Below are 24,959 nucleotides of genomic sequence, written 5' to 3'. Positions count from 1 at the left end.
GTTGCGGACAGCCGTGAATTGGGCGCGGCGCCTTTACTCGATCTTGACCAGGTATTGAATTCCGCCACCGACGATGGCTGATGTGAGTAGCCTTTCATCGGTGGAACTGGGGGTTTTGGGACCTCTCCAGGTCCGACAGGACGGGACGCCCGTCGCTATTCCGGGCGCCAAGCCGCGCGCCATCCTCACGATGCTCGGGCTACACGACGGATCGGTCGTGCCCGCCGACGTGCTGATCAAGTTGCTGTGGGGTGACGATCCGCCGCGCACGGCCGCCAAGGCCCTGCAGACCCATATCTCCTCGCTGCGCCGCGCGCTTGGCGACGGCCTCGTGGTCACCGAGGGAGCGGGCTGGAGGCTAGACGGCGCCGACGTGGATGCGTCGCGCTACAAGTTAGCGGCCAAGGCCGGGCGTGATGCGGCCACCGTCGGCGACACCAATCAAGCGGCGGTGCGATTGGAGGAGGCGCTGGTCCTCTGGCGCGGAGTCCCCGAACTCCCCGACGGTCAGCGGGGGCTGTCCGAGAAGACCCGTTGGATCGAAAGCCACGCCGCGCTCGTCGAAGATCGGGCTGACGCGCTACTCGCCACCGGCCGGGCCGCCGAAGTCATCGGCGACCTCGAGGCGGCAGTGGCCGAGGCTCCCCTGCGCGAAAGGCGATGGGGCCAGCTGATGCTCGCCCTATACCGGGGCGGGCGGCAGGGTGAAGCCCTTGCGGCTTATCAACGAGCACGGTCGCTGCTGGCCGACGAGCTGGGGGTCGATCCCGGGCCGGAGCTTCGGCGGCTCGAAACCGCGATCGTCGCTCAAGATACGTCACTGGATGTTGCTGTGACACAGCATCTTCCGTCAGTGACACGCGCCGTGACCTTCCTGCTCACCGATATCGAGGGATCGACTGCCGCGTGGGAGGCCGACGCCGATGCCATGGCGAGAGCACTCGCGCGTCACGACGAGCTGGTCGAGCAGGTCGTCACGTCGCGGGGCGGACGATTGATCAAAACACGCGGCGAGGGCGATGCGACTTTCTCGGTGTTCGAACGGCCGTCCGCGGCCGCCGCAGCGGCAATTGAGTTGCAAGACGCGATCACTCACGAGCCATGGACATCGCGCGAGCCCATTCGTGTCCGGATGGCGTTACACACCGGCGAGGCCGAGCTTCGCGACGGCGACTACTTCGGCCGGGCGGTCAATCGGGTGGCGCGCCTGCGATCGCTGGCCGAGGGTGGTCAGATCCTGTGCTCCGGTGCGACTGCCGAGCTCGTCATCGACTCGCTGGCCGACGACGTCATGCTCAACGACCTGGGAATGCGTCAGCTGAAGAACCTTGTCCGCCCCGAGCATGTTTTCGAGCTGCGGCTGGAAACCGCTTCGGCCCAACCCGAATCGCAGACCGCCGAACCGCCGATGGAACGTCCCGGCCTGCCCGCGGTACTCGTCGGACCGGGGCCGTTCGTCGGACGTGGGCGCGAGCTGGAACGCCTGCTGTCGGTGTGGCAGGCCGCACTTGCCGGTGGTGTGCCCACGGTGCTGATCGCCGGCGAGCCCGGCGTCGGGAAGACACGCCTGGCCGGTGAGTGGTCGCAGCGGGCCTATGCGCAAGGGGCGGTCGTCCTGTATGGCCGTTGCGACGAGGACCTCGGTGCGCCCTATCAGCCGTTCGCGGAAGCGCTACGTTCGCTCGTTCCGTGCATGGGCGCCGACCGGTTGCGGGGACTGCGCGGCGCCGACGCGTTGCTAGCACTGGTGCCCGGGCTGAGCGATGTCGTGCCCGATCTCTCCCCTCGGGCCCATCCGGATCCCGACACCGAGCGCTACGCACTCTTCGATGCCGTGGTTGCGCTGTTGGAAATCGCGTCCAAGAGTGCGCCGGTCCTGCTGATACTCGACGACCTGCACTGGGCGGCCAAGCCGACCCTGCTGCTGCTGCGGCATCTGCTGCGCTTCGGCGACCACGCCCGGGTGCAGATCGTCGGCACCTACCGCAGCACCGACCTGGACCGCTCCCATCCCCTGGCGGCGACGCTCGCCGACCTTCACCGCGACGGCACGGCCAACCGGCTGAGCCTGACCGGTCTCGACGAGGAGGACGTGACCACGTACGTCGCCGAAGCCGGCTACGACGACGATGAACTCGCCCACGCGTTGGCGTCCGTCACGGGCGGTAATCCCTTCTTCCTCATCGAGGCCCTGCGCCACATCGACGAGAGCGGCGGCGTATGGGATCAGAGCACCCTGCCGCAGGGCGTACGAGAAGCGGTGAGCCGCCGACTTTCCCGGCTTCCGGTCGAGACCAACAAGGCCCTTGCGGCGGCCGCGGTCGTCGGTAGCCGGTTCGCCTTGGAACTGGTCGAGAGCGTGGTCGGGGGCGACCTGATCGACGCGTTCGACGAGGCCTGCCAAGCAGGCATCGTCATCGAGGAGCCCGGCGGCAACTACCGGTTCAACCACGCGATCGTCCGCCAGTCGCTACTGGCCGAGTTGGCCTCGGTGCGGCGCATGCGATTGCACCAGCGCATCGCCGCGACTCTGGAGACGCTGCCAGGTGCCGACGACGAGCTGCTGGCCGAGTTGGCTCATCACTATTACGAATGCGCTTGGGCGGGAAACGCGGCCAAGGCAGTCTTTTACTGCCGGCGGGCCGCAGACCAAGCGATGGCGCGACTCGCCTATGAGGGAGCCGCCGACCTGTACCGTCACGCCCTGCACTCGCTCGAGGAGCTTGACGACGAGCTGCCCGATCGCGACGACCAAACTGCCGAGCTGTTGATTGCGCGCTGTGAGGCCCTGCTGGCCGCGGGTGATGTGGTTACTGCGGCGGGTGCGGTCGCCCAATTGCAGGAAACGACAATCGATTCGGCCCGGCTGGCGGCATGGGCAACATGCTTCGACGGCCAACTTTCGATGTTGATTCACCCCGAGCGATTGGACGAGGCGGAGGTTGCGTTGGGCGCGGCCGCCGCCAAACTCGCCCAACTGGACGACGCCAACGGAGAAGCCAAGGCGCATACCGTACGCGCCGGATGCCTCGCCCGCCTCGGGCGAATCGGCGACTGCGAAATCGCGTTGGACGACGCGCTGACCGCGGCGCGACGAGCGCGTGAACACCGGCGGGTGAACGCGGTCTTGGCGGGGGCGCCGCTCGCGGCATTATGGGGGCCCAACCCAGTTCCGCGCGCGGGCGGGCGGTGTCTTGACGTGGTGCGGTTGCTCCGAATCACCACCGACTCCCCCGCGGTCGAAGCGACTTCCACCCGTTGTCAGGCCGTGCTGGAGGCTTTCCGCGGACGCGCCGCCGCGGCACGGCGGATGATCGACTCCGCCCGACGCACCGTCGTCGAACTCGGGTTACGTCACGCGCGGCTCGAGGTTGAGCAGTTCGCCGGCATCGTCGAGCTCATCGTCGGCGACCCTGCGGCGGCCGAGCCACCTCTGCGCAAGGCCTACAACGGCTTTCGTCGCATGGGCCTCGACGCCGACACCGCCGAGACCGCCGCGCTGCTGGGCCGTGCCTGCCTCGCGCTCGACCGCGTCGCCGAGTCGGACGAATTATGCTCGGAGAGCGAGCGTCTCGCCGGCCACGCGCTGAAAGCGTCGATGGGCTGGCGCACGCTTCGGGCACATCTGCTGGCGCGCGGCGGTGACCACGAGGAGGCCCGCCGGGTTGCGGAGGCTGCGGTGACTTTGGCCGAGCGCACTGACGCCCTGGTTGATCACGGCGACGCATGCCTCACGCTGGCAACCGTTTTGGCGGCCGCCGGGAATGTCGCAGGAGCGCGAGCCTCCGCCGAGCAAGCGGTTGGCTTGTACGAACGCAAAGGCGCTGCGGCACTGGCTGAGATGGCGCGGGGTCTTCTCGGCAGGCGCGTCGAGCAGCCCGTCGCTCCGTCCGCTCGACCCGAGCCGTCGCACGTCGAGTTCGACAATGCGTGCGTGCGAGCGGTCGCCCGCGGAGATGCGGCTTTCCATCGTGGGGCCTTTGACGAGTTCGAGGGATATTTCGCGGACGACATCTTCTTCGAGAGTCGCCGCAAGATACTCGGTTTTGCAAGCGCCGATCTTCGGTCTGGCCGATGGCCATACGACGCACGACGTTCTCTCGAGCTGGACGGAATGGTTCAACTCCGTCGCACGCTTGTCGCTGTGCGAGGCGAGCGGTTGGCTCTCTACAAAACGGAATTGGGCAACGCGGATGTCAGTCCCGGGGCGCCGCGCGAAGAGTTGTTACAGCTAATCGGCATCGACGAGGACGGTCGATTCGCGCTCGACGTGTGGTTCGATATCGACGACATCGACGGAGCGACTGCAGAACTCGACGCCGCGCACGCCCGGTTCGAAGAGGCACAGCCACCAGCCCGCCGGCTCAAAAACGCCGCAACCCGTGTACACGAACGGCTCTTTTCCGACTTCGCCGCGCGCAACTGGGATGTCATAACTCAAGTAGTGGCCGATAACTATTCCATCGACGATCGACGGCGTGTTGTCAATACCGGAATTAGATATGGTCGAGTCGCCGGCATCGACGAGCTGCGGGCAGCGGCAGACGTCGGCATGGAGATAAATATGTTGGCCGTCATCGCGATTCGCGGTGAGCGCCTCGCGCTTATACACACCCATGCGTCAGGCCGCGACTCGGAGACAATTGCAAGCGATGCCATCAACGTCGTTGAGATCGACACCGATGGGCGCATAGCGGCCGACGTCGTGTTCGACCCTGACGACTTCGACGCTGCCATTGCCGAGCTCGAAACCCGCTACCTCGCAGGCGAAGCCGCGGCAAACGCGCACGCCTGGTCGATCATCGCTGGGGCCTACGCCGCGCTCAACCGGCACGAATTTCCCGCAACTACAGCGGACTGGGTCAACATCGACCACCGTGGGGAGGCAGCGTTCGGGCCCGGTGACCTGGTCGCGTACCTGCGTGCCGGGCTGGACGCCGAGCAAGAGACCCGAATTTATATCGAGGCCGTGCATCGGGTGGCTGACCTCGGGGTGGTAATCACTTACGCGGCGCAGGAGACCTCGCAAGAGGGCTTCGACGCCGAATGGCGAGGGATCACCATATTGATGGTCGACAGCGACAAGATCAGCCGCTCTGAAGTCTTCGACGAGGCGGAATTGGACGCCGCGCTCGCGCGGTTCGAACAACTCAGCCGTCCGGCACGGCGGCCAGAGAACGCGGCAACGCGCGTATACGACCGCTTCTGGTCACATTTCGCGGCCCGCGACTGGGATGCGGTGACTGAAACTCTCGCCGAGAGCGTTTCCGGTATGGATCACCGGCGGGTCGTCAATGCCGGGATGCGGGGTGGCCGAGATGCCGTGATCGACGACCTGCGGGTGGCTGCCGAGCTCTTCTCGATTTCGATGTTGGATGTTGTTGCGATCCGCGGCGGGCGCCTCGCTCTCACACGCGTGCGCGCCGCCGGTCGCGACCCCGAGACAGTCCAAAACGATGCCTTCAATCTCATCGAGATCGACGCTGACAAGCGGATCACACTGGTCGATATCTTCGATCTGGACGACGTCGACGCGGCGTTCAATGATCTCGAGGCGCGCTACCTCACCGGCGAAGCGGCGCCGTACGCACACATGTGGACGATAACGACTGAGAACTACGCCGCGCTGAGCCGACACGAGCTACCCCCGATGACAGCCGACGCCGTGACGATTGATCACCGCCGAGCCGCCGCTTTCGCGCCCGGTGAATTCCTCCAATACCTCCGCGCTGCGATCGATCAAAGCCAAAGAACCAACATCCATCCCACGATCGTGCATCGGCTGAATGAACTCGGCACGGTCATCACTCATACGGCGCAGGTAACCTCGAACGCCGGCTTCGACGCCGAGTTCCAAGACGTCATCGTGTCCACGCTAGTGGGCAACAGGGTCAATCACTTCGAGTTGTTCGACGAGGCAGACTTGGACGCGGCGCTCGCGCGGTTCGAAGAGCTCAGCCGGCCGGTGTATCGGCTGGAAAACACGGCGAGTCGACTGGGCGAGCAATTCATGAGGCATCTCGTAGCTCAAAACTGGGATGCCATGACGCAGATGATGAGCGACGACTTTTGGAGTGACGACCGCCGTGCTGTGGTCGGCGCGGGAATCCGGCATGGTCGGGACGGTCAGATCGCCGATATGCGGGTGATTGCCGACATCGGGCTCACCACGGTGGCGCCGCACGTCATTGCCACCCGCGGGGACAGCCTTGCCCTCACGCGTGTCCGGTTCGCATTCCGCGGCCAAGACGCCGCGGAGTTCCTCACGGAGGTAGTCGGCATCGCCGAAATCGACGCCAACCAGCAGATCGCCGCAATCGCCTCGTTCGAACCCGACGACATCGATTCCGCCATCGCCGAACTCGATGCGCGCTACCTCGCCGGCGAGGCAGCCGCCCACGCGCACACGTGGTCGGTGATCATGGAAACTTTCGCCGCGCTCAACCGACACGAGCCGCTGCCGACCACGCCGGAGTTCGTGAGCGTCGATCACCGCCGCACAGTGGCATTCGCCCCCGGTCAGCTGCTTGCATTTGTCAGTACCGGTTCCGAACTCGACCATGACACAACTCATGCCGAGGCGGTCCATAGGTTGAGCAACCTCGGAGCGGTCATCACCTTCGTGACCCACGGAACTTCGAAGGAGGGCTTTGACGCCGAATGGCGAGCAATCGCCGTTTCGATAATCGACAGCGAAAAGGTCAGCCGCTGCGAACTATTCGATGAAGAAGACCTCGACGCTGCGATCGCACGTTTTGAGGAATTACACCCAACCGCGCGAGGGCTGGAAAACACAGCCAGCCGCGCCTCTGCTCGCTATCTGGAACGAGTCGTCGCCCGCGATTGGGAAGCAGCGGCGGAAGTACTGGCCGACGACTACTACACCGACGATCGTCGTCACCTGACAGGCGGCGGCGTCTACGGCCGTGACGCCGAGATCGTCAGCGCGCAAGCACAAGTCGACGTCGGCACCACACAAATATCACAGACTGTAATTGCGGTCCGGGGTGAACGCCTCGCCCTCAGCCGTTTGCGGTATGCCGCATACGAACACGGGTTAGAGGGATTCGTCGTAGAAATTTTGATCGTCGTCGAAGCGAATGCAGACGGCCGGTGCGCCGCGACCGTCGCATTCGACCTCGACAACATCGACGCAGCATTCGCCGAACTCGATGCCCGCTACCTCGCGGCCGAAGCCGCCGCCCACGCTGACACGTGGTCGGTCATCACGCAGGGCTTTGCCGTGCTCAATCGGCGCGAAATGCCCCAGACTACGCCAGACTGGGTGAACATCGACCACCGACGAGGGACATCAATCGCGCCCGGCGAGATGTCTACAGTCCTCAATGCCGCGTGGGAACACGCATCTGACCTGAGGAGCTTCATCGAGTCGGTGCATCGACTGAACGACCTCGGTTGTGTCATCACGCACGTGGCGCACGAGACCTCGCAAGAGGGTTTCTACACCGAGTGGCGAGTGGTCAGCGTTTTGACGGTCGAAGGCGATTTGGTCAACCGCGGTGAGGTCTTCGACGAGGCGGATCTCGACGCCGCTCTTGCCCGCTTCGACGAACTGCAGCCGCAGGCGCCGCCACTGGAAAACGCGGCAAGCCGAGCGGTAGCGCGTCTATGGACCTGCTTCGCCACCCAGGACTGGGCCGCATTGGCCGACACAATGATTGACGACTTCTGGTCACATGATCACCGCCGGGTTGTCAACGCAGGTGTTATGCGCGGTCGTGATGTCCATGTCGCAAATATGCGGACGGTCGCCGAGGTCGGGTTCGAGGCTATCGCATCGACCGTGATCGCGACGCGCGGGCAATACCTCGCCCTCAGTCGTGTTTGGTCCTCGGCCCATGACTTCGAACCCGGGGAGACCAGCGCAGACATGCTTGGCATCGTTCAGGCCGATGGCAACAACCGACTCACCACCGCCGCCTTATTCGACGCAGAAGACATCGATGCGGCCTTCGAGGAACTTGATGCTCAATACCTCGCGGTCGAGGCGGCCCCCCACGCGCACACGTGGTCGATCATCGCCCGGGGGTTTGTTGCGCTCGGTCGAGGTGAAATGCCAGCGATAACAACGGACTTTGTGGATATTGACCATCGCCGAGGCCCACTGGCTCCCGGTGAACTGATCGAATACCTTCGTGCATCGTTCGACGACATCAAAAGCAACCGCATCTATCTTGAGGCCGTTCATCGGCTGGCAGGCTCCTGCGCGGTCGTCACCCATGTGGCGAGGAATACGTCGCACCGGGGGTTCGATGCTGAGTGGCACGTAACAGACGTCATCACTGTCGACGGCGACTTGATCAGCCGCGTCGAGATGTTCGACGAGGCGGACCTCGACGCCGCTCTTGCCCGCTTCGACGAATTGTGCTCGCGGCCGCCGCAATTAGAAAATACGGCAAGTCAGCTTGTCGAGCGCTTCCAGGCGTACTACGCGGCAGGCGACTGGACCGCCATGTCAGAGACATTAGCAGACAACACTTCTGCCGATGATCGCCGTCGGGTAGTGGGCACGGGACTGCGACTCGGGAGAGACGCCGCAATCGCGGACATGCGGGCGATCGCCGAACTCGGGAGGACGGATATCTCGTCGACGGTCATTGCGACGCGCGGCGATCGCCTGGCCCTCGGTCGATTCGTGTTCTCAGGCCGCGATCAAGGGCCCGCGTTCTTCACGGAGACGCTCGGCGTCGTGGAGGCAAACTCCGACAATCGGATCGTCGCCCAGATTAGTTTCGATACCGACGACGTGGCCGCCGCCTTCGCAGAGCTTGAGGCACGATATCTCGCCGGCGAGGCGGCCGCATACTCGCGTACGTGGTCAGCCATAACCCGGGTTTTCGAAATGATCAATCGAGGGGAAATGCCCACGACAACAGAGGACTTCGAAGACATCGATCATCGACGTGGGGCATTGCTGGCGCCGGGCGACCTGAGTCAATACCTCCGCGTCTCGCTGAATGACTCGGCCCGCAGCCACGTCTACCCCGTCTGCGTTCATCGGCTAACCGACCGTGGCGCGGTTGTCACCCACGCAGCTCAGGGGACGTCGCGAGGGGGCTTCGAGGCCGAGTGGCGCATGACCGATGTCTTCATCGTTGATGGCGACCTGATCAAACGTTACGAATTCTTCGACGAGGCGGACCTCGACGTAGCGCTCGCGCGCTTCGAGGAACTCGATACGTGAGCGAACCGAGATCTCCAGCTTCTGACAACAGCGCCTGCCAACTTGCTGGCACCGTGGATTTCGTCCGAGCTCGAGCCTACTTTGCAGATAATAGGGTCGGCGATCGGAGGGCGACGATGACCGCGGGGACCGCGATGGACGCACCAGCGCTCGAAAAGGCGCTCGACGACTTGAGTTCCGGCGCTCCGAGCTGGGCGGCTTTGCCCTTGGCCGACAAAGTGACGATGCTGGAAGCGTTGCCCCACAGGATCTTTGATGTTGCCCCGCAGATGGTGACCGCTTCCGCCGAGGCCAAAGGTATCTCGTCGAACTCCACCTGGGCCGCGGAGGAGTGGACAACCAACATTTGGGTGTCCATCCAGGCCATCAACACGCAACTACGCGTCCTCAAGCGGATTCTCGCCGGAAAGGAACCGATCGACGCCGGAGCCGTGCACACGCGGCCCGATGGCCAGGTCGTCGTCGACATCTTCCCCCTCACCCCGTACGACCGTCTGTTCTTCCACGGCTACCACGCCACCGTGTGGATGGAGGCGGCTACGGACGCCGAGCAGACGCGCAGGGACGCCGCCCAGATCTACCGCGGTCGCACCCCGGGCCGGTCCGGAGTCTGCCTGGTACTGGGTGCCGGCAACCTGGGCTCCATCACGGCGCTGGATATCATCGACCAGCTGTACGTGCGGGGCAATGTCTGCGCCGTGAAGTTGAACCCGGTCAACGACTACCTCGGACCGTTCTACGAAGAGATCTTCGGTGAATTCATCTCGCGGGGCTGGCTTCGTATCCTGTACGGCGGCGCCGATGTTGGTGGTTACCTAACACAACACCAGAAGATCGACACGATCCATATGACGGGTTCGGCGGCTACCTACGACGCGGTCACTTGGGGCACCGACGACAGCGTCGCGGCTCGAAAAGCTGACAACACACCGCTTGTACGCAAGCCGATTACCGCCGAACTCGGCGGCGTCACCCCGTTCATTGTCGTCCCCGGGGACTGGAGCGATGCCGACCTCAGGTTCCAGGCCGAGCACATCGCGACGACCAAACTCACCAACTGCGGCCACAATTGCAACGCCACCCAACTCCTCGTCATCCCGCAGGACTGGCCACTGGCCGACAAACTTATCGACGAAATCCGCACCGTCATGCGCGATGCCGAACCACGACCGCCGTACTACCCACACTCGCAGGAGAGGACCGCCAAAGCGTGCGACGGTATGCCCGGCGCCGAATTTTTTTGCAACCAGAAGACTCGCGCCCTCATCCCCGACGTCGACCCAGGCAGTGGAGCCAGCATCCTGACAGACGAGGTATTCGCAGGAGTGCTCGGCGTTGTGCGCCTCCCCGGCAAGACCCCAAAACAATTCCTGGACAACGCCGTTGCATTCGCTAACGACGTACTGCCCGGGTCCCTCGGCGCCGTCATCGCCATCGACCCCAAGACCCGCAAGCACAATGCTGAAGTGCTCGATGACGCCATCGCACGGCTGCACTACGGCGCCATCGGCATTAATGTGTGGACCGGGATGGTCTTCGCGCTCGCACCCTGGGGCGCCTATCCCGGCAACACCCCGCAGAGCATCGGCAGCGGTATCGGCATGGTGCACAACGCTTTCATGCTGGCGAAGCCGCAGAAGGCCGTGGTCGAGGTTCCCTTCCGCCCGGCGCCACGCTCTTTCTTCGGCGGCGAGCTGACGCTCTCACCAAAACCGGTGTTCTTCATAACCAACAAAACGGCCTTGACCACGGTACGCCGACTGGTCAAATTCGCCGTGCTCCGCAATCCTGCTGCGCTGCCAGGGATTCTCGCTTCCGCGGTACGCGGCTGACCCTCAATCGTGATGCGGTGGAGGCTCTTCGGGACTCCACGCCGTCGGCACGCCTTGCTGCCCGGGAAACAGGAAGTCGATGAAAGCAGTGGCTGTGGGTTGCGGTTCGTGGTTGGCCAACCCGGGCCGCTCGTTGGCTTCGATGAAGGCGTACTCAACGCCGGTGATGTCGGGGACGAGCAAATCGATACCCGTCACCGGGATGCCGATCGCCTCGGCCGCAGCCACCCCGACCCGACAAAGGTCCGGATGCACCTGGGCGGTCACGTCGTGGATCGTGGCGCCCTGATGGAGATTGGCGGTGCGGCGAACACGCAGCCGAATTCCCTCGGGCAGCACATCGTCCAGCATCCAACCGGCATCACGGACCGTCGACTCGGTGAGGTCATCGAGCGGAATACGGGACTCACCCCCGGTGGCCGCAGAACGCCGCCGACTCTCGGCCGCAATCAGGTCCCGCACGGTGTGCTCCCCCGTGCCGATGATCTCCGGAGGCACTCGCAGTGCCGCGGCAACGACCCGGCCGTCGATCACAACCAATCGGAGGTCATCGCCATTTACCCGCTGCTCGATCAGCACCTCCGGGTACTGCTGGCGCGCCCGCGCCAGGGCGGTAGTGAGCTCGTCTTCGGCGACAACGCCGACGGTGATGCCCTTACCTTGTTCTCCACGAGTCGGTTTGACGACGACCTCGCCGACCTCGTGCAAGAACACATAGTCGTCGTCGTTGAACGTGGCCAGGCGGGCACGCGGCACGGTAATGCCGGCGTCGGAGACCAGGCGCCGAGTCAGGCGCTTGTCGTCGCATCGGCACATAGCGATCGCCGAGGTGAACTCCGACAGCGACTCGCGGGTAATCAGGCTGCGGCCGCCGAGAGACAGTCGCATCTCGCCGGTCTCGGCATCGAGTACCTCGACCTGGATTCCACGTCGCAGCGCCTCATCGGCGATGATCCGCGCGTACGGGTTGAGGTCATCGACGGTCTCCGGGGGCGGGCTGAACAACGGCTCGTTGATGGCGTTCTTCCGCTTGATCGCCAGCACCGGAACGCGGCGGAAACCCAGCTTTTCGTAGAGCGCGATGGCGGCAGCATTGTCATGGCCGACCGACAGGTCCATATAGGCGCGACCCGCACTGCGGAAGTGCTCAGCCAGCGTGCGGGTCAGGGCCTCGCCCATGCCGGGCAATCCAGCAGCCGGGTCGACCGCGAGCGTCCACAGGCTCGACCCGTGCTCGGGGTCGCAGAACAACACCTCGTGGTCGACGCCGGTCACGGTGCCCACCACCGCGCCGTCCTCGTCGCGGACGGCGACCAGGTAGGTCACCGCATCCGCGTGCTGGTGGTTGTCCCAAATCGTCTCCACCGGAGCGGGAACCATTCCGCAGCGCACAAAGACGCGGTTCATCGCATCGGCATCGGCGGGGTCATTCAGCGTGCGCACTGTCACGCCCAGCGGTGACGGCGCCAAGCCTTCCGCGTGCTCGGGGGTAAAGCGCAGTCGATAGGTGTGACTGGGATCGATGAAAAGCTCGGTTGGTGCTTTGGCGACCACCACGTGCGACTCGCGGGCGTAGATGCAGATGTCGCGGCGACCGGCCGCTTCTCGTCGTAGCGCCTCGGCCAGCGTGTCGGGATCGGCAAACGTCTGGCCGAAGATTAGCCTGCCCCAACCCAATTCGAGCTCGACGTCCTTGGCCATGGCGTCCACCATGTGCGGCGGCGAGGCGTCGTGCAGGCCGAGCGTAATCGCCTCGGGATGGTCGTCTGAAGGATCGAGGTCCGTCATGCGGCGGGCCCCGTCACCCCGTGGCGCTGCAACCACAACTCCAGCAGGCCGATCTGCCAGAGTTCATTGCCGCGCAAAGGCGTCAGCTTGCCGTTGGGGTCGGCCAACAGCGCGTCGACCGCCTCGGCGTCAAACAGCCCGCGCTCCTTGGCGATTGGCGCGTATAGCGCATCGCGGACGAGGTCCAGATACGGGCCTGCGAGATGTGTCAGCGCGGGAACCGGGAAGTAGCCCTTGGGCCGATCGATGACCTCGGACGGGATCACCCGTCGCGCGGCCTGTTTGAGGACGCCCTTGCCCTCGTGCGCGATCTTCAGCTCCGGCGGGCAGGTGGCGGCCAGCTCGACCAGCTCGTGGTCGAGGAATGGAACCCGCCCCTCCAGCCCCCACGCCATCGTCATGTTGTCTACCCGCTTCACCGGGTCGTCTACCAGCATCACCGTCGTATCGAGCCGCAGCGCCCGATCGATGCCGGTTTCGGCGCCGGCTTGAGCGAAATGCTCACTGACGAACAACCCGCTGGGATCTCCGGGCGCGACGTAGCCCGACGCCAGCAGCGCCTCGAGGCCCGCCGTGTCGCGATCGAAGAAGGCGCCGCGGTATTCGCTGACGGCACCCTCGAGGGTCGCGGCGTCGGGTGAACCCATCGGCGGATACCAGTGGTAACCGGCGAACACCTCGTCGGCGCCCTGACCCGACTGCACGACCTTGACGTGTTTGGCGACCTCCTGGCTGAGCAGGTAGAAGGCGACGCAGTCATGGCTGACCATCGGTTCGCTCATCGCGCCGATGGCACCGTCGAGCGCGGGCAGCATCCGATCGGTTTCGATGCGGATCTGGTGGTGATCGGTGTCGAACCGCTCGGCCACGATGTCGGAGTACCGGAATTCGTCGCCCTCGACACCCCCCACCGACTCGAAGCCGATCGAGAAGGTCGACAGCCCGTGTTGGCCGGCCTCGGCGAGCAACCCGACGATCAGGCTCGAGTCCACGCCGCCGGACAACAGGCATCCGACCGGCACGTCGGCAACGAGTCGGCGCTCGACCGCAAGGCGCAGGCTGGACAGCACGGCGTCTTCCCAGTCCCGCTCGGACCAGTCGGCCCGGTCGGCGTGCCGGGTGAAATCCGGTTTCCAGTACGTCGTGGCAACGCGCCGTCCATCGGGTTCGATCGCCAGCAGCGACCCGGGAGGAATCTTGCGCACGCCGCGCAGAATCGTCAGCGGCGCGGGCACCACCGAATGGAAAGTCATGTAGTGGTGCAGCGCGACGGGGTCGATCCGGGTGTCGACGCCGCCGCCGGCCAGCAGCGCCGGAAGCGTCGAGGCGAATCGGATTCGGTTGCTGTCCTCGGTCAGATACAGAGGCTTGATGCCGAGCCGGTCCCGACCCAGCAGCACCCGGCCGCTCTCGCGTTCCACGATGGCGAACGCGAACATGCCCTTGAGGCGGCTGACGAAGTCGTCGCCCCAGCGATGGTAGGCCTTGAGCAGGACTTCGCTGTCGGACGTCGAGAAGAACCGGTAGCCGTGGCCCTCGAGTTCGGTGCGTAGTTGCTTGTAGTTGTAGATGCAGCCGTTCCAGACGATCGTCAGGCCCAGTTCAGCGTCGACCATGGGTTGGGCGCCCGCCTCGGTCAGATCGATGATCTTCAGGCGACGATGTCCCAGGGCAACGCGCCCCTGTGACCACACCCCCGCGCCGTCTGGCCCCCTTGGCGCCATCACCGCAGCCATGGCCGAAACCGCAGCTACGTCGGGCACACGATCGTCGAGTCGCACCTCACCGGTGGCTCCGCACATCAATTGAGCCTAACCGCGTTGCTGAGAAAAGGAGTTGCCGGGAACGCAGCGCCCGGCTTATCCGCTGGTTCCGACGCGCGGTTAGCCCGGGCCCGGCGGGTTGTCGTGCACAGCGAGGACGGGCGACTCGTCCGGCACTCCGTATAGGTGGTGACTGCCGCGGTCGTCGAACGCCAGCGGCCTCGCGACCTCGCGAAGCGTCGGGCGCGGCTGCGGGCTCACATAGCCGAGCAACGCCGATCGGCGGGCGGTGCGAATAACCGCGTTCCCCTTTTGTTAAACCGAATTGCGGTCGCCGTTCACCTGCTGATGGAAGCCCTACGCGCGCCGTGAATCGTATTGCCGCCACGCCGGATTCGGCGATAGGGTAAGGGCCATGATCAAGAACAGCATCGGGACAATGTTCATCGGCCACGGCGGTGGCGCTGGCGGCGGCCGCGGTGGTGGCGCCGGTGGTGGCCGCGGCGGCGGTGCCGGCGGCGGCCGTGGTGGTGGCGCCGGTGGTGGCCGCGGCGGCGGTGCCGGCGGCGGCCGCTAAATCTAATCCGTTTCCTCTGCGCCCCTTCAATTCTCACTGCGCAATCGCGGGGCGCCGAGGATTGCACTGCGCTTTGTCCCGTTCAGGCATTTGAGCCCTAAGCGGACTGCGCTGTCGCATCCGCACGTCCCGATAATCTTGACCCGCGATTCACCCGCGTACTGAGCGAGTGGAAGACTCCTGGCATGCAAGCGATCAGCGGCACGGTGCGTTCGGCCTCTCCGCAGGACGCGGCCGCCTGCGTTGCGATCTATCGTCCCTATGTCGAGAACACGACGATCAGTTGGGAACTCGAGGCCCCGAGCCCTGACGAGATGGCTTCGCGGATCGCCAACGCCCAAAAGGCCCACGAATGGCTCGTTCTCGAACATGACGATCAGGTCATCGGCTTCGCTTACGGCCACGCATTGATCAGCCTGCCCTCCTTCAAGTGGTCATGTGAGACGGGCATTTACATCAGTGGCGACCGTCATCGCGCGGGCTGGGGACGGCGACTCTACGCAGAAGTGCTGCACCGGCTCGCCGAGCGCGGCTACCGGCGGGTCTTCGCCGGCATCACCCAGCCCAACGAGGTCAGCAACGCATTTCACCGATCCTTCGGGTTCGAGGACATCGGCGCCTGGCCGCGGGTTTATTTCAAGAACGACCGCTGGCAGGACGTCGCATGGATGCAACTCGATCTGGGCCCCGGCGAGCAACAGGACCCGCCGCGGTCACTCGGCTAATAACCGATTATGTTGCGCCGCAGCCATATAGCGGCTCTTACTTGCGCGTACGCAACGCGACGTAATACTCGTGCCGCCGGGTGTTGTCGACGGTGTAGCTGACCGCCTTCGTGACACCGTCGTGGTCGACGTCCACCCAGCGCTCCGTGCGCTGGCGTTCAAATTCGCTCCAGGACGTCACGGTGAACCGCTCGAGGAAGGAGTTGGGTTCCTCGACGCTGTGATAAAGCCGCCAACTGTGGCCGCCCGTCCGCAGCCGTGACCGCCTGACAGCCCGCATCGCCTCGATGAATTCGTCGAGGTTCTCGGGCGGCACTTGGTAGCGGACGGCCACCAGTACCGGTCCGTCTTGTGGGCACGGTTCGAACACGAGCGTCGGAGTCGGCCAGGCGCTGGAAACCTCGACACTCACCGTTCCGGTGCGCGGCCGCAGCGGAAGCACGGCAACACTGAGCGCAACAGCGCCCAGCACCCCCGCCGACCACAGCATCGCGACGTCAAGTCCCCACCGCGTGGCGAGGACACCCCAGATATAGGCGCCGAGCGCCTGAGATCCGGTAGAGACCAACAGATACACCGACAGTCCACGGGCTCGAACCCATCGCGGCAGCGACAGCTGTGCCGCGGCGTTCAACGTCGTCAAAGTGATGAGCCACGCCATCCCCGACAGCATCAAAAATACAATCGCAGCCGCGAAAGGTAGCCAGACCACCGCCAGCGGCGCAAGGCCATACGCCGCGGCAGAGAGCGCCAGCAGCATGTTGTCCGACATTGTTACATGCAACGGCTCGGCAGCGACGACGCCGAGTATGGCGCCAAAACCGATGGCCCCCAGCGCCACACCGTAGCCGCCCGCTCCCAGATGCCACGTGTGCGCGGCGGCAACCGGCAAAAGCGCCAGTATGGCCGAGGCGGGAAACAGGAAAAGGGCTGTGCGCAAGAGGATCCGGCGAAAGATTGGGCTGTTCTCGATGTATTGCAGCCCGGTGATGATGGCCTGGCCGATGCGTTCTCGCTCGATCGGCACGATTTGCTTCGGCCGATTCCACAATCGCAACGCGACGATGATCGCCGAGAAAGATACTGCGTTGATCGCGAAGACCGCCGACGGGCCGAGCCAGGCCACGACGATGCCGCCGATCGCAGGCCCAATCGCTCGGGTGGAGTTCGCCGAGACGCTGCCCAACACCGAAACCGCCGGTATCTGTTCACGCGGGACAACCTCGGGCTGAATCGCCTGCCAGGCCGGTCCGGTCAACGCGGAAGCGAACCCGATAGCCAAGGTGAACATCAACAGCGCGGTCGGGGTGAGGCGACCAAGGTTCGTCAGCAGCGCCAGAGCGAGCGCCACCAGCACGGCGTACGTCTGCAGAAATATGAGCAGGCGACGACGGTCGAAAAGGTCAGCTAGCACGCCGGCGAACAGCCCCAAGAGCAGCGTCGGCCCCAGGCTTGCCGTCTGAACCAGTGCGACGATGACGTCCGGGCTGTGCTTTTCCACCAGGAACCACTGCGCCGCCACGGCCTGCATCCAGGTTCCGATATTGGAGATGAACTGCGCGATAAACAGGCCCCGGTACACGCGATTGCGCAAGGGCGCCCACGTCGACGGCTTACGCTCCTGGTCCTGAATCACCACACCGTCGATGGTCGACAGCCCCTCTGCTCGGCCAGTGTCCAGCGACAAAGCTGACTGGCGCTCTCCAACGTGGCGGGCAACGCCGGTCGCGTTGTTTTAAGGATTAAAAGTTTAAGACACCGACGCCGGTATCTCTCGGCACGGATGCCCCTATCCGGCCCCGCCCGATTCCCCGTGCAGCGCGAAAGGCTTGCGGTCGATGTTCAGCGTGCCAGCGAGGCGCCGGAGGTCGACGGTACGGGCTCCGATTGTGGCGACGCCTTCGGCAGCCGCAGCACCGCGACCAGCACACCAACGCCGGCGACGACGCAGACCGCCCACAACGCGAGATACCAGAACGACCGGAACTCCGGTCCGAAAAACAGCGTCAGGGCCACGAACCAGCAGTTGATCATGCCGAGGTAGCCCCACCACACCACTGGCGCGGTTCCCGCGGTACTGCGGCGGCGCATCAGGATGCCGATGTACATCAACGGGAGTGCCGTGTTTGCGATGGAGAAATAGGCGATCGCAATGGGGTCAGTCATCAAGTGGTTGAGGAAATTCCAGACGATGACCGCAACGACCGCCCCGGCCACCATCAGCGCCGCGAACTGGCGCGAAGTCGCTGACGGCAGCAGCTCCTTCCTGCCGTACTGGATGGCCTGCACGATGTAGGCGATCTCGAATGTGACGGTCAAAACCAGTGCACACCAGAACAATTCGACATACCAGTGGTGGTACGTGTGGAACCAGGTGTGGTATCGAGCCACGAACGAACCATCGCCGGCGAACCAGAACAGCGTGCAAAAGATCGGGATCGAGTACACCTTTTCGCGCCGGGCGATCACGTATGCGGCGAAGAACCAGATGTAGTTGAAAATCATCGCCAACGCGCATAAGGCCAAGATTCCGACCATGTGGTGGTCGATGGCAGTCAGGGTTTGTCGTCCGTCGTACATTCGCGAGCTCCTAAGGAGTTGAAGCCAGATAGCGAACGATCACTTGCGTGCACTTTCGTCGGCATTGGTGAATAGACGTACGGACATTAGCGGGAAGCCGGAATCCATAACCGCATCTCCAAAACTCAAAAGTGAACGATCACTACCGTAACTCGTGGTATTGAGACGAACAAGGTTCCGGCCCCATCAGCGAAGCGCGCAACGCTTGCCGCCCGAATTCGCCGATAGGGTGACTCCCATGTCCGGCGCCTATCGGGAATTGAGCGGTTCACTGCAACCGCTGTATCTGCTCGCGGACAGCCAGCTGCTGTTCTGGAAGCACCGCGACCGACCGCTGCTCCGGTCGGCACTGCACGGGCCGGCTCGGGACACGCAACTCAGCGCGGCCTACATCGGTGCGTCTAATGGGGACCGCCCCGAGTTCTACGAGATCTTCGAGGCGGCGATGGATGCGATTGGGATCACCAACCGCCGCATGATCGACTCGTCGTTCGGCCCAGATGACCGCGCCTTCTTGGCGGGCGCGCGGTTGATCGTCCTGGCGGGCGGCGATGTGCGTCTCGGTTGGACCACGTTCGAGAAAACCGGGATGAAAGAGGCGATCCTCGGCCGGTACGCCGATGGAGCGATCCTGGTGGGCATTTCGGCCGGCGCCGTCCAGCTCGGGGAATACGGAATTGTCGAGGCGTCGCAGTCCTGCGCGACCGAGCTGTTCGATGTGTTCAAGCTCGTCCCGACGGTCGTCGACACGCACGACGAGCGTGCCAACTGGGCGCGGCTATCCCGCGCGATTCAGTCACTGCAGGGAGCAGCCACCGGGCTCGGAATCCCCTCCGGGAGTGGCGTCGTCGTCCACCCCGACGGCGCCATCGAGCCGCTGCGCCGACCCGTGCACCAATTCCGTTTCGAGGGTGCACACGTCACGGACACACTGATTTATGCCGAATACTAAGTGAAGCAACAATTTTAGGCGTTATCGCCGACTTCCGGTGCAGCCTCGAGGGTCGCAACCTTATCCAGACCGGTGATCGTGAGGACCCGAACCAGCAAGCGGTGGACGATGATGTGCAGTCCGTCGACTTTGTCGGCATGGTCGAAAAGTGCATTGATGCCTGCGCTATCCAGATACTTGACCGTGCTGAGATCGACGGTGATCGGCCTTCGGGTCCCCGCGCTCGCGGTGGTGAGTGCCTGGACGAGCTGGGCGACGTTACTGAGATCGATCTCCCCCGTCGCAGTCACCCGGGGCGTCCCGTCTGGGCCGAGGTCGGTGTTCAGCGTGAGCTCTGCGGCCATTAGGCGATCCTCGTGTACAAGTGAACTGTGGTGCCGGCTTCAGTGGAGCGAATCGTGATGTCCTCCACCAGGCCTCGCATCAGGGTGATACCGCGGCCTCGATTGGCTCCAGGGACGGTTCGCGGAGTCTTCCAGCTGCCGGCATCGGCGATAGTCACGTGCAGCGCGTCAACGACCGCAGTCGCGCTCAACGAGACGGTACCCGCGCTTTGATCGCGGTAGCCGTGTTCGATTGCGTTGGCGACGGCCTCTCCGACCGCGGTGAGTACGTATTGAATCTGATCGGGCTCGACGCCCGCCCGGGCCAGCCAGCCGCGCAACGCATCACGGCTCGGGGCGAGGTGATCGACGTCGGCGGCGAATTTCATCGACAGCGGGGCGGGCTGCCGATAGAGCAGCATGGCCACGTCATCTAGGTAGCCGCCTCCAGGCTCGAGCCGGACCATCAGATCATCTGCCACCTCATCGAGCGACTGAGACCGGCCCTCCTGAATCAGATCCGTCGCACTGGCAATACCTTCATCGATCGAACGACCGCGGCGCTCGACCAGACCATCGGTGTATAGCAACAGTGTCGACCGCGGAGGCATCGTCACGCGAACTTCGGGCCGAGACCAGTCCGGCCGTAGCGCCAGCGGCAGGCCATGTTCACCATCGAGCTGTTCAGCAGTTCCGTTGGCGTGCACCATGATCGGCGGTGGGTGACCCGCATTGGAGTACACCAGCTCCCCCGTGTCGAGGGTGAGCACCGCGCAGAATGCAGTAGTGCAGCGGGCGCCGGGCAGACGCGCGGCGAAACGGTCCAACCCGGCGAGCACCGCACTGGGAGCCAGCTGGTCGAGCAGCAGCGCACGGCATGCGCTGCGGAGCTGACCCATCACCGTCGCGGCGGCCAAGCCGTGGCCGACGCAGTCGCCGACTATCAAGGCGACGCGCCCGTCGTCGAGGTCGACAACGTCGTACCAGTCGCCGCCAACCTGCAGCGGATGGCTGGCCGGGTGGTAACGGACCGCAAAGCCTCCCGGCAGCGTCGCCGGGCCGAGCATCGCATGCTGCAGCGCCAGGGCGGTTTCGCGCTGCTCGTCCAACTGATAGACGCGGTGCAGGCCTTGACTAAGCCGCCCGCCCAGCACTTTCAGCAGATTGTGATCCTCCGACGTAAAGGGGCGCTGCTCCGCCAAGTCGATCCATACGACGAGTACTCCGCGGGGATGCTGCAGCGAGATGCCCGCCGTACCAGCCTCTCCGGTGACCGTCGTGAGCAGGTCGGAATCGCGAAGCGACTCGAGCAGCAGCCGGTGGCGCGGCGGCAGTTCGTCCCAGCTGCAGGTTTCGCCGGCACACACAAGCACCGGCGCGCCGTCATGGGGAGCGTCACGGACGAACGTCGCGGCCAGAACCCGGCGCGCGTTCCAGGTCTGCCGTAGTTCTTCGACAGCACCCCGCAAGGTGTCGTCTAGCGTATCTGCTTGTGCCAGTTGCTGGTTCAGTGCTCCCAGGGCAAGCTGCGTCTGCACGATGTAGTGCTCGGTCGTGATGTCGCGCAAGGTGCCGACCACGATCCGGCGGCCGGTGTCCGGATCGTCTACATGATTGAAGTTCGCCGCGACCCATAATCGGTGCCCGTCCCGGTGCAAGGCGGGAGCCGCGACAGCACCTTGGGTGTCGTTCAGCAGCTGCTCGAAGACCCCCTCGACTTGCCGATGGGCTTCAGGGGAGGTCTCGGCATCCGGCCACCAGGGGTGGGGCGGGCCATAGGGCAACTGTTCGGAGCCGTAGCCGAGGATCTCGGTGAACGCGGCGTTGATCTCGGTGACGGCACCGTGTTCGTCGCAGACGAAGAACCCTTCCTGCAGCGAATCCACCATGGCGGTGCGCCATTGCGCGTGGTGGTTGCGTATCCGCGACAGCTCGACGTTGGCGCGCACCCGGGCGAGCAGCTCGGCGGCGGCGAACGGCTTGACGAGATAGTCGTCCGCGCCGGCCAGCAAGCCTTCGATCGAGGCTTCCTGTCCCGCGCGTGCCGACAGCAGCAACACCGGCAACGCAGCGGTGCGCGGATCACTGCGCAACGCCGCGAGCAGTTGCAGACCGTCCAGCCGGGGCATCATGACGTCGCTGATGACGAGGTCGGGAATCTGCGCGCGGACGGTGTCCAACGCGTGCTGCCCGTCAGTGACGCTGGTGACCTGGTAGCCGGACGTCTGCAGCAAGCTGCTCAGGTACTCACGCATGTCGGCGTTGTCATCAGCGACCAACACGCGCGTCCGTTCGCCGTCCTTCCCGGCGGGAGCGGTGGCGGTCATCATCGCCGTGGTACTCGCGTCCGCTGTTGTGGCGTCGGTGTTTCCGGGCAGCCACCGCAAGGCTTCCTGCACAAACGGTTCGGCGATCACACCGGACGTCGGACGGTCCGCCGGTGGCGCCGAGACTTCATCGGTTGGCAGATGAGCCGAGCCGAAGCCCAGGCGGATGACGAAACTGGTGCCGACGCCCTCCTGACTGTCGACCGCGATGGTGCCACCGTGTAGCCCGATGAGTTCCTTGACCAGCGCCAGCCCGATACCGCTGCCCTCGGTGGAGCGTGCGCGCGAGTCTTCGATGCGGTGGAAACGCTCGAAGAGCCAAGGAATTTCGGCAGCGGGTACGCCGACGCCGGTGTCGGTGACCGTGATGATGGCATCGGTCTGGTCGCGGTTCACCGCGATCCCGACAGTGCCGTCGAAGGTGAACTTCAAGGCGTTGGAGAGCAGGTTGAGGACCACCTTCTCCCACATCTCGCGATCCAGATAAACAGGTTCGCCGAGCGGCGGGCAGTCCACCGTGAACTGCAGGCCGGCCCGATCGATCGCCGAACGGAACACGCTTGCCAAATTCGCAGTGACAGTTGACAAGTCGACGGGCTCGAATCGGGCCTTCATTCGCCCCGCCTCGATGCGCGAAAAGTCCAGCAGCGTGTTCACCAGCTTCGCCAACCTCAAGCCGTTGCGGTGGATGAGGTCCAGCTCGTGACGCGCCTGCTCGTCCAATCCGCCTGCCCGGCCGCGCAACTCGTCGACGGGTCCAAGGATCAAGCTGAGCGGGGTACGGAATTCGTGGCTGACGTTCGAGAAGAACGCCGTCTTCGCCCGGTCGAGTTCGGCCAGCTCCTCGGCACGCTGCTGCTGAGCTTGATAGCTGCGCGCGCTGCCCACGCCCGCGGCGATGTAACCGGCCACCAGCTCCACAAAGCCGCGGTAGCCGTCGTCGAGCGGTCGGTACCGGTTCAGCCCTGCCACCAGGAATCCGACCGGTTCTCCGCCCTGCTGCAGGAGCGGGACCACGAGCGCCTGCACGGGCGGCTCCGACCAGGCGCCAGTGGGCAGATTCAACGAATCGCCGTCGAGATCGATCAGTTCGCTCGCACCACGCGCCAACCTCTCGACAGGCCACGCGGAAAGGCCGCCCGCGGGCAGTATTTGCGGCGCCGCGGGATGCCCGGGTGCAACTCCGCTGACACCGGCCAGCAACGCCTGGCCGTGATCGCCGAAGAGATAGGTCGTGGTGAAGGGCAGGTCGTACGGGTTGCTCGCGAGTTGCCGTGCGGCGTGATCAAGCATCTGGCGTTCGGTGCGCACGACGGTCGGATCGGAGCCCAGGTCACGCAGTGTCGCCATGCGACGTTGGGCGATCACCCGCTCAGTGTCTTCCCGGACCACGCAGAGCATGCCGACGATCTGTGCATCCTCGTCACGCAGCGCGCTGTAGGAGAAGGTGTGATACGACTCCTCGGGGTAGCCCGAGCGCTCCACGATCAGCATCAGGGCCTCGTCCCAGGTGGGCTCGCCCGTCGACATCACGCTCTCGATCCGTGGACCGATGTCGTCCCAGATCTCCGCCCACACCTCGCTGGCCGGGCGACCAAGCGCCCAGGGGTACTTGCGGCCGAGGGTGTCGCGGCGATAGGCGGCGTTGCAGAAGAACGTCAGCTGCGGTCCCCACGCCATCCACATCGAAAACCGCGATGAAAGCAGGATGTTGACCGCTGTGCGGAGGCTTTGCGGCCAAACCTCCGCTGGTCCGAGCGGGGTGTCGGCCCAGTCCAGGGCGGCCATGTCGAGGCCGATCTCCTGGTCTGCCCGGAACACCACTGCCATCCCTTTCGAATGTGCTCAGACCCAGAGGTGGTCGCCTACCGCTGCCGTTGCGGTCCCCACAAGAGAACCATTCACCGCGGTCTCGTCGCCAGCTTTTCGCTGGATAGCCCACAATTGCGACGTTTGCGCGGGCAGGCGGGTTCGATAAGTCGGCTATCCGGTTTGCACCCGCCGCGACGACTACTGGGCGTGGGCTGCCAGATAATCCGCGACGGGGATCGGTGCAGATGCGGCGTAACCGATGGGGAGCAACACGTCACCGGCGGTCGTGACGTAGTAGACGTCCCAGCGGTAGAAGGTCGCGAACGCGGCCGGATCGGCCCCGATCAACGCGGCGTAATCGTCGACCGCTTGCACGTATTGATGCGCGTGGTTGTAGGCGTAGATGGCGTGATCGCGATCGTTGGCAAAGCCGTCGGCGGCCAGCATGCGACCCGCCGCCATGATGCTGTCGTGGGGCGAATTGACGTCGCCGCCTTGCCCATACGAGGCGAACGTCGACGGCAAGAACTGCATGGGGCCTTGCGCGCCGGCGGTGCTTACACCGTTGATGCTGCCGAAACGAGTCTCGACCAGGTTGATCGCGGCCAGGTAGTTCCAGCCGACGCCGGACTCGGCCTCCGCCGCGTGGTAGTAACCGATCAGTTCGTCGGCCGGAATAGGAGCGTCGATGCGCCAGGCGGGCACCGTGTCCCTCACTTGTGCCATCGCCTGGAGCTGTCGACGGGCGTCGACATTACGGTCGTAGACGTCGAGCAACGACGACGGGACTCGCGGTCGGGTGACCGCATCCCATTCCGGATGCCTCCCGATGGCCCGATAGGCCGCTTGCTCGCGGTGCGCCGCCGCTGCCAGCGCGGCTTCCGGCGTCGACGGGTCACGCAGCGCGAGTTCGTCTGCGACGAGATCGCTGGCCAACTGCGCGGGGTCGGACGCCAGTTGAGGTTGCACCCCCAGTGGCGGCGCCTCGGCGAACGTCCTCGTGGTTGACGCCGGTGCCGCTGTCGACTCCGCACAGCCGATGATCGCGAACACGATCATCGCGAGGGCAAACGGC

The 24,959-nt window shown here is 64.7% G+C and carries 12 protein-coding genes; 5 read left to right on the top strand and 7 right to left on the bottom strand.

What is annotated here, in order from left to right:
- The first annotated feature begins 100 nt into the window (after positions 1 to 100).
- Both G6N55_RS28765 and G6N55_RS28760 read left to right on the top strand, forming a co-directional pair.
- Entirely contained in the window at positions 101 to 9,205 is a 9,105-nt protein-coding gene (locus G6N55_RS28765) for a BTAD domain-containing putative transcriptional regulator (RefSeq protein WP_264002009.1), read from the top strand.
- Positions 9,202 to 11,037 (top strand): aldehyde dehydrogenase family protein, encoded by a 1,836-nt coding sequence (locus tag G6N55_RS28760; RefSeq protein ID WP_232078861.1) that lies wholly within the window; start codon positions 9,202 to 9,204, stop codon positions 11,035 to 11,037. Before G6N55_RS28765 ends, G6N55_RS28760 begins: the two co-directional genes overlap by 4 nt.
- A 3-nt stretch (positions 11,038 to 11,040) precedes the next feature.
- Here G6N55_RS28760 and ngg read toward each other — a convergent pair whose 3' ends face one another.
- Positions 11,041 to 12,825 carry an N-acetylglutaminylglutamine synthetase gene (ngg, locus tag G6N55_RS28755; RefSeq protein ID WP_085221651.1) on the bottom strand — a complete coding sequence of 595 codons (1,785 nt, stop codon included), beginning with the start codon at positions 12,823 to 12,825 and terminating at the stop codon, positions 11,041 to 11,043.
- Positions 12,822 to 14,627: an N-acetylglutaminylglutamine amidotransferase gene (locus tag G6N55_RS28750; RefSeq protein ID WP_085221650.1), complete on the bottom strand. Its 1,806-nt coding sequence runs from the start codon at positions 14,625 to 14,627 to the stop codon at positions 12,822 to 12,824. The genes ngg and G6N55_RS28750 overlap by 4 nt, the downstream gene beginning before the upstream one ends.
- Before the next feature lie 376 nt (positions 14,628 to 15,003).
- On the opposite strand from G6N55_RS28750, the gene G6N55_RS28745 reads away from it, so the two are divergent.
- A complete protein-coding gene (locus G6N55_RS28745) occupies positions 15,004 to 15,165 on the top strand; it encodes a hypothetical protein (protein WP_163667078.1) in 162 nt (53 codons plus the stop codon).
- A gap of 185 nt (positions 15,166 to 15,350) precedes the next feature.
- Complete coding sequence (locus tag G6N55_RS28740; protein WP_085221649.1) at positions 15,351 to 15,890, top strand: GNAT family N-acetyltransferase; 540 nt, start codon at positions 15,351 to 15,353, stop codon at positions 15,888 to 15,890.
- Between the two features lie 37 nt (positions 15,891 to 15,927).
- On the opposite strand, the gene G6N55_RS28735 is transcribed toward G6N55_RS28740, so the two are convergent.
- Positions 15,928 to 17,529 carry an MFS transporter gene (locus tag G6N55_RS28735; RefSeq protein ID WP_232078860.1) on the bottom strand — a complete coding sequence of 534 codons (1,602 nt, stop codon included), beginning with the start codon at positions 17,527 to 17,529 and terminating at the stop codon, positions 15,928 to 15,930.
- Positions 17,530 to 17,732: 203 nt separating this feature from the next.
- A complete protein-coding gene (locus tag G6N55_RS28730) occupies positions 17,733 to 18,470 on the bottom strand; it encodes a hypothetical protein (protein WP_085221648.1) in 738 nt (245 codons plus the stop codon).
- 238 nt (positions 18,471 to 18,708) lie between these two features.
- Between G6N55_RS28730 and G6N55_RS28725 the strand changes: the two genes are divergently transcribed.
- Positions 18,709 to 19,422 (top strand): Type 1 glutamine amidotransferase-like domain-containing protein, encoded by a 714-nt coding sequence (locus G6N55_RS28725; protein ID WP_085221647.1) that lies wholly within the window; start codon positions 18,709 to 18,711, stop codon positions 19,420 to 19,422.
- 14 nt (positions 19,423 to 19,436) lie between these two features.
- Here G6N55_RS28725 and G6N55_RS28720 read toward each other — a convergent pair whose 3' ends face one another.
- The 3 genes from G6N55_RS28720 to G6N55_RS28710 form a co-directional block, all read right to left on the bottom strand.
- A complete protein-coding gene (locus tag G6N55_RS28720) occupies positions 19,437 to 19,766 on the bottom strand; it encodes an STAS domain-containing protein (RefSeq protein WP_085221646.1) in 330 nt (109 codons plus the stop codon).
- Positions 19,766 to 23,902, bottom strand: coding sequence for a SpoIIE family protein phosphatase (locus tag G6N55_RS28715; protein WP_085221645.1), 4,137 nt, complete (start codon positions 23,900 to 23,902; stop codon positions 19,766 to 19,768). Before G6N55_RS28715 ends, G6N55_RS28720 begins: the two co-directional genes overlap by 1 nt.
- A gap of 180 nt (positions 23,903 to 24,082) precedes the next feature.
- Positions 24,083 to 24,943, bottom strand: coding sequence for a lytic transglycosylase domain-containing protein (locus G6N55_RS28710; protein ID WP_085221734.1), 861 nt, complete (start codon positions 24,941 to 24,943; stop codon positions 24,083 to 24,085).
- Positions 24,944 to 24,959 lie beyond the last annotated feature (16 nt).

This window comes from Mycobacterium florentinum (assembly GCF_010730355.1).
Classification (GTDB): Bacteria; Actinomycetota; Actinomycetes; order Mycobacteriales; family Mycobacteriaceae; genus Mycobacterium; species Mycobacterium florentinum.
The sequence above is the reverse complement of the archived record's forward strand: the minus strand, read 5'-3'. Positions and strand labels throughout refer to the sequence as shown.

What these genes read in the sequence shown, in the direction of transcription:
- ngg (WP_085221651.1), bottom strand. Translation starts at nt 12,825, where the DNA reads ATGACGGACCTCGATCCTTCAGACGACCATCCCGAGGCGATTACGCTC.
- G6N55_RS28750 (WP_085221650.1), bottom strand. Translation starts at nt 14,627, where the DNA reads ATGTGCGGAGCCACCGGTGAGGTGCGACTCGACGATCGTGTGCCCGAC.
- G6N55_RS28745 (WP_163667078.1), top strand. Translation starts at nt 15,004, where the DNA reads ATGATCAAGAACAGCATCGGGACAATGTTCATCGGCCACGGCGGTGGC.
- G6N55_RS28740 (WP_085221649.1), top strand. Translation starts at nt 15,351, where the DNA reads ATGCAAGCGATCAGCGGCACGGTGCGTTCGGCCTCTCCGCAGGACGCG.
- G6N55_RS28730 (WP_085221648.1), bottom strand. Translation starts at nt 18,470, where the DNA reads ATGTACGACGGACGACAAACCCTGACTGCCATCGACCACCACATGGTC.
- G6N55_RS28725 (WP_085221647.1), top strand. Translation starts at nt 18,709, where the DNA reads ATGTCCGGCGCCTATCGGGAATTGAGCGGTTCACTGCAACCGCTGTAT.
- G6N55_RS28720 (WP_085221646.1), bottom strand. Translation starts at nt 19,766, where the DNA reads ATGGCCGCAGAGCTCACGCTGAACACCGACCTCGGCCCAGACGGGACG.
- G6N55_RS28715 (WP_085221645.1), bottom strand. Translation starts at nt 23,902, where the DNA reads ATGGCAGTGGTGTTCCGGGCAGACCAGGAGATCGGCCTCGACATGGCC.
- G6N55_RS28710 (WP_085221734.1), bottom strand. Translation starts at nt 24,943, where the DNA reads ATGATCGTGTTCGCGATCATCGGCTGTGCGGAGTCGACAGCGGCACCG.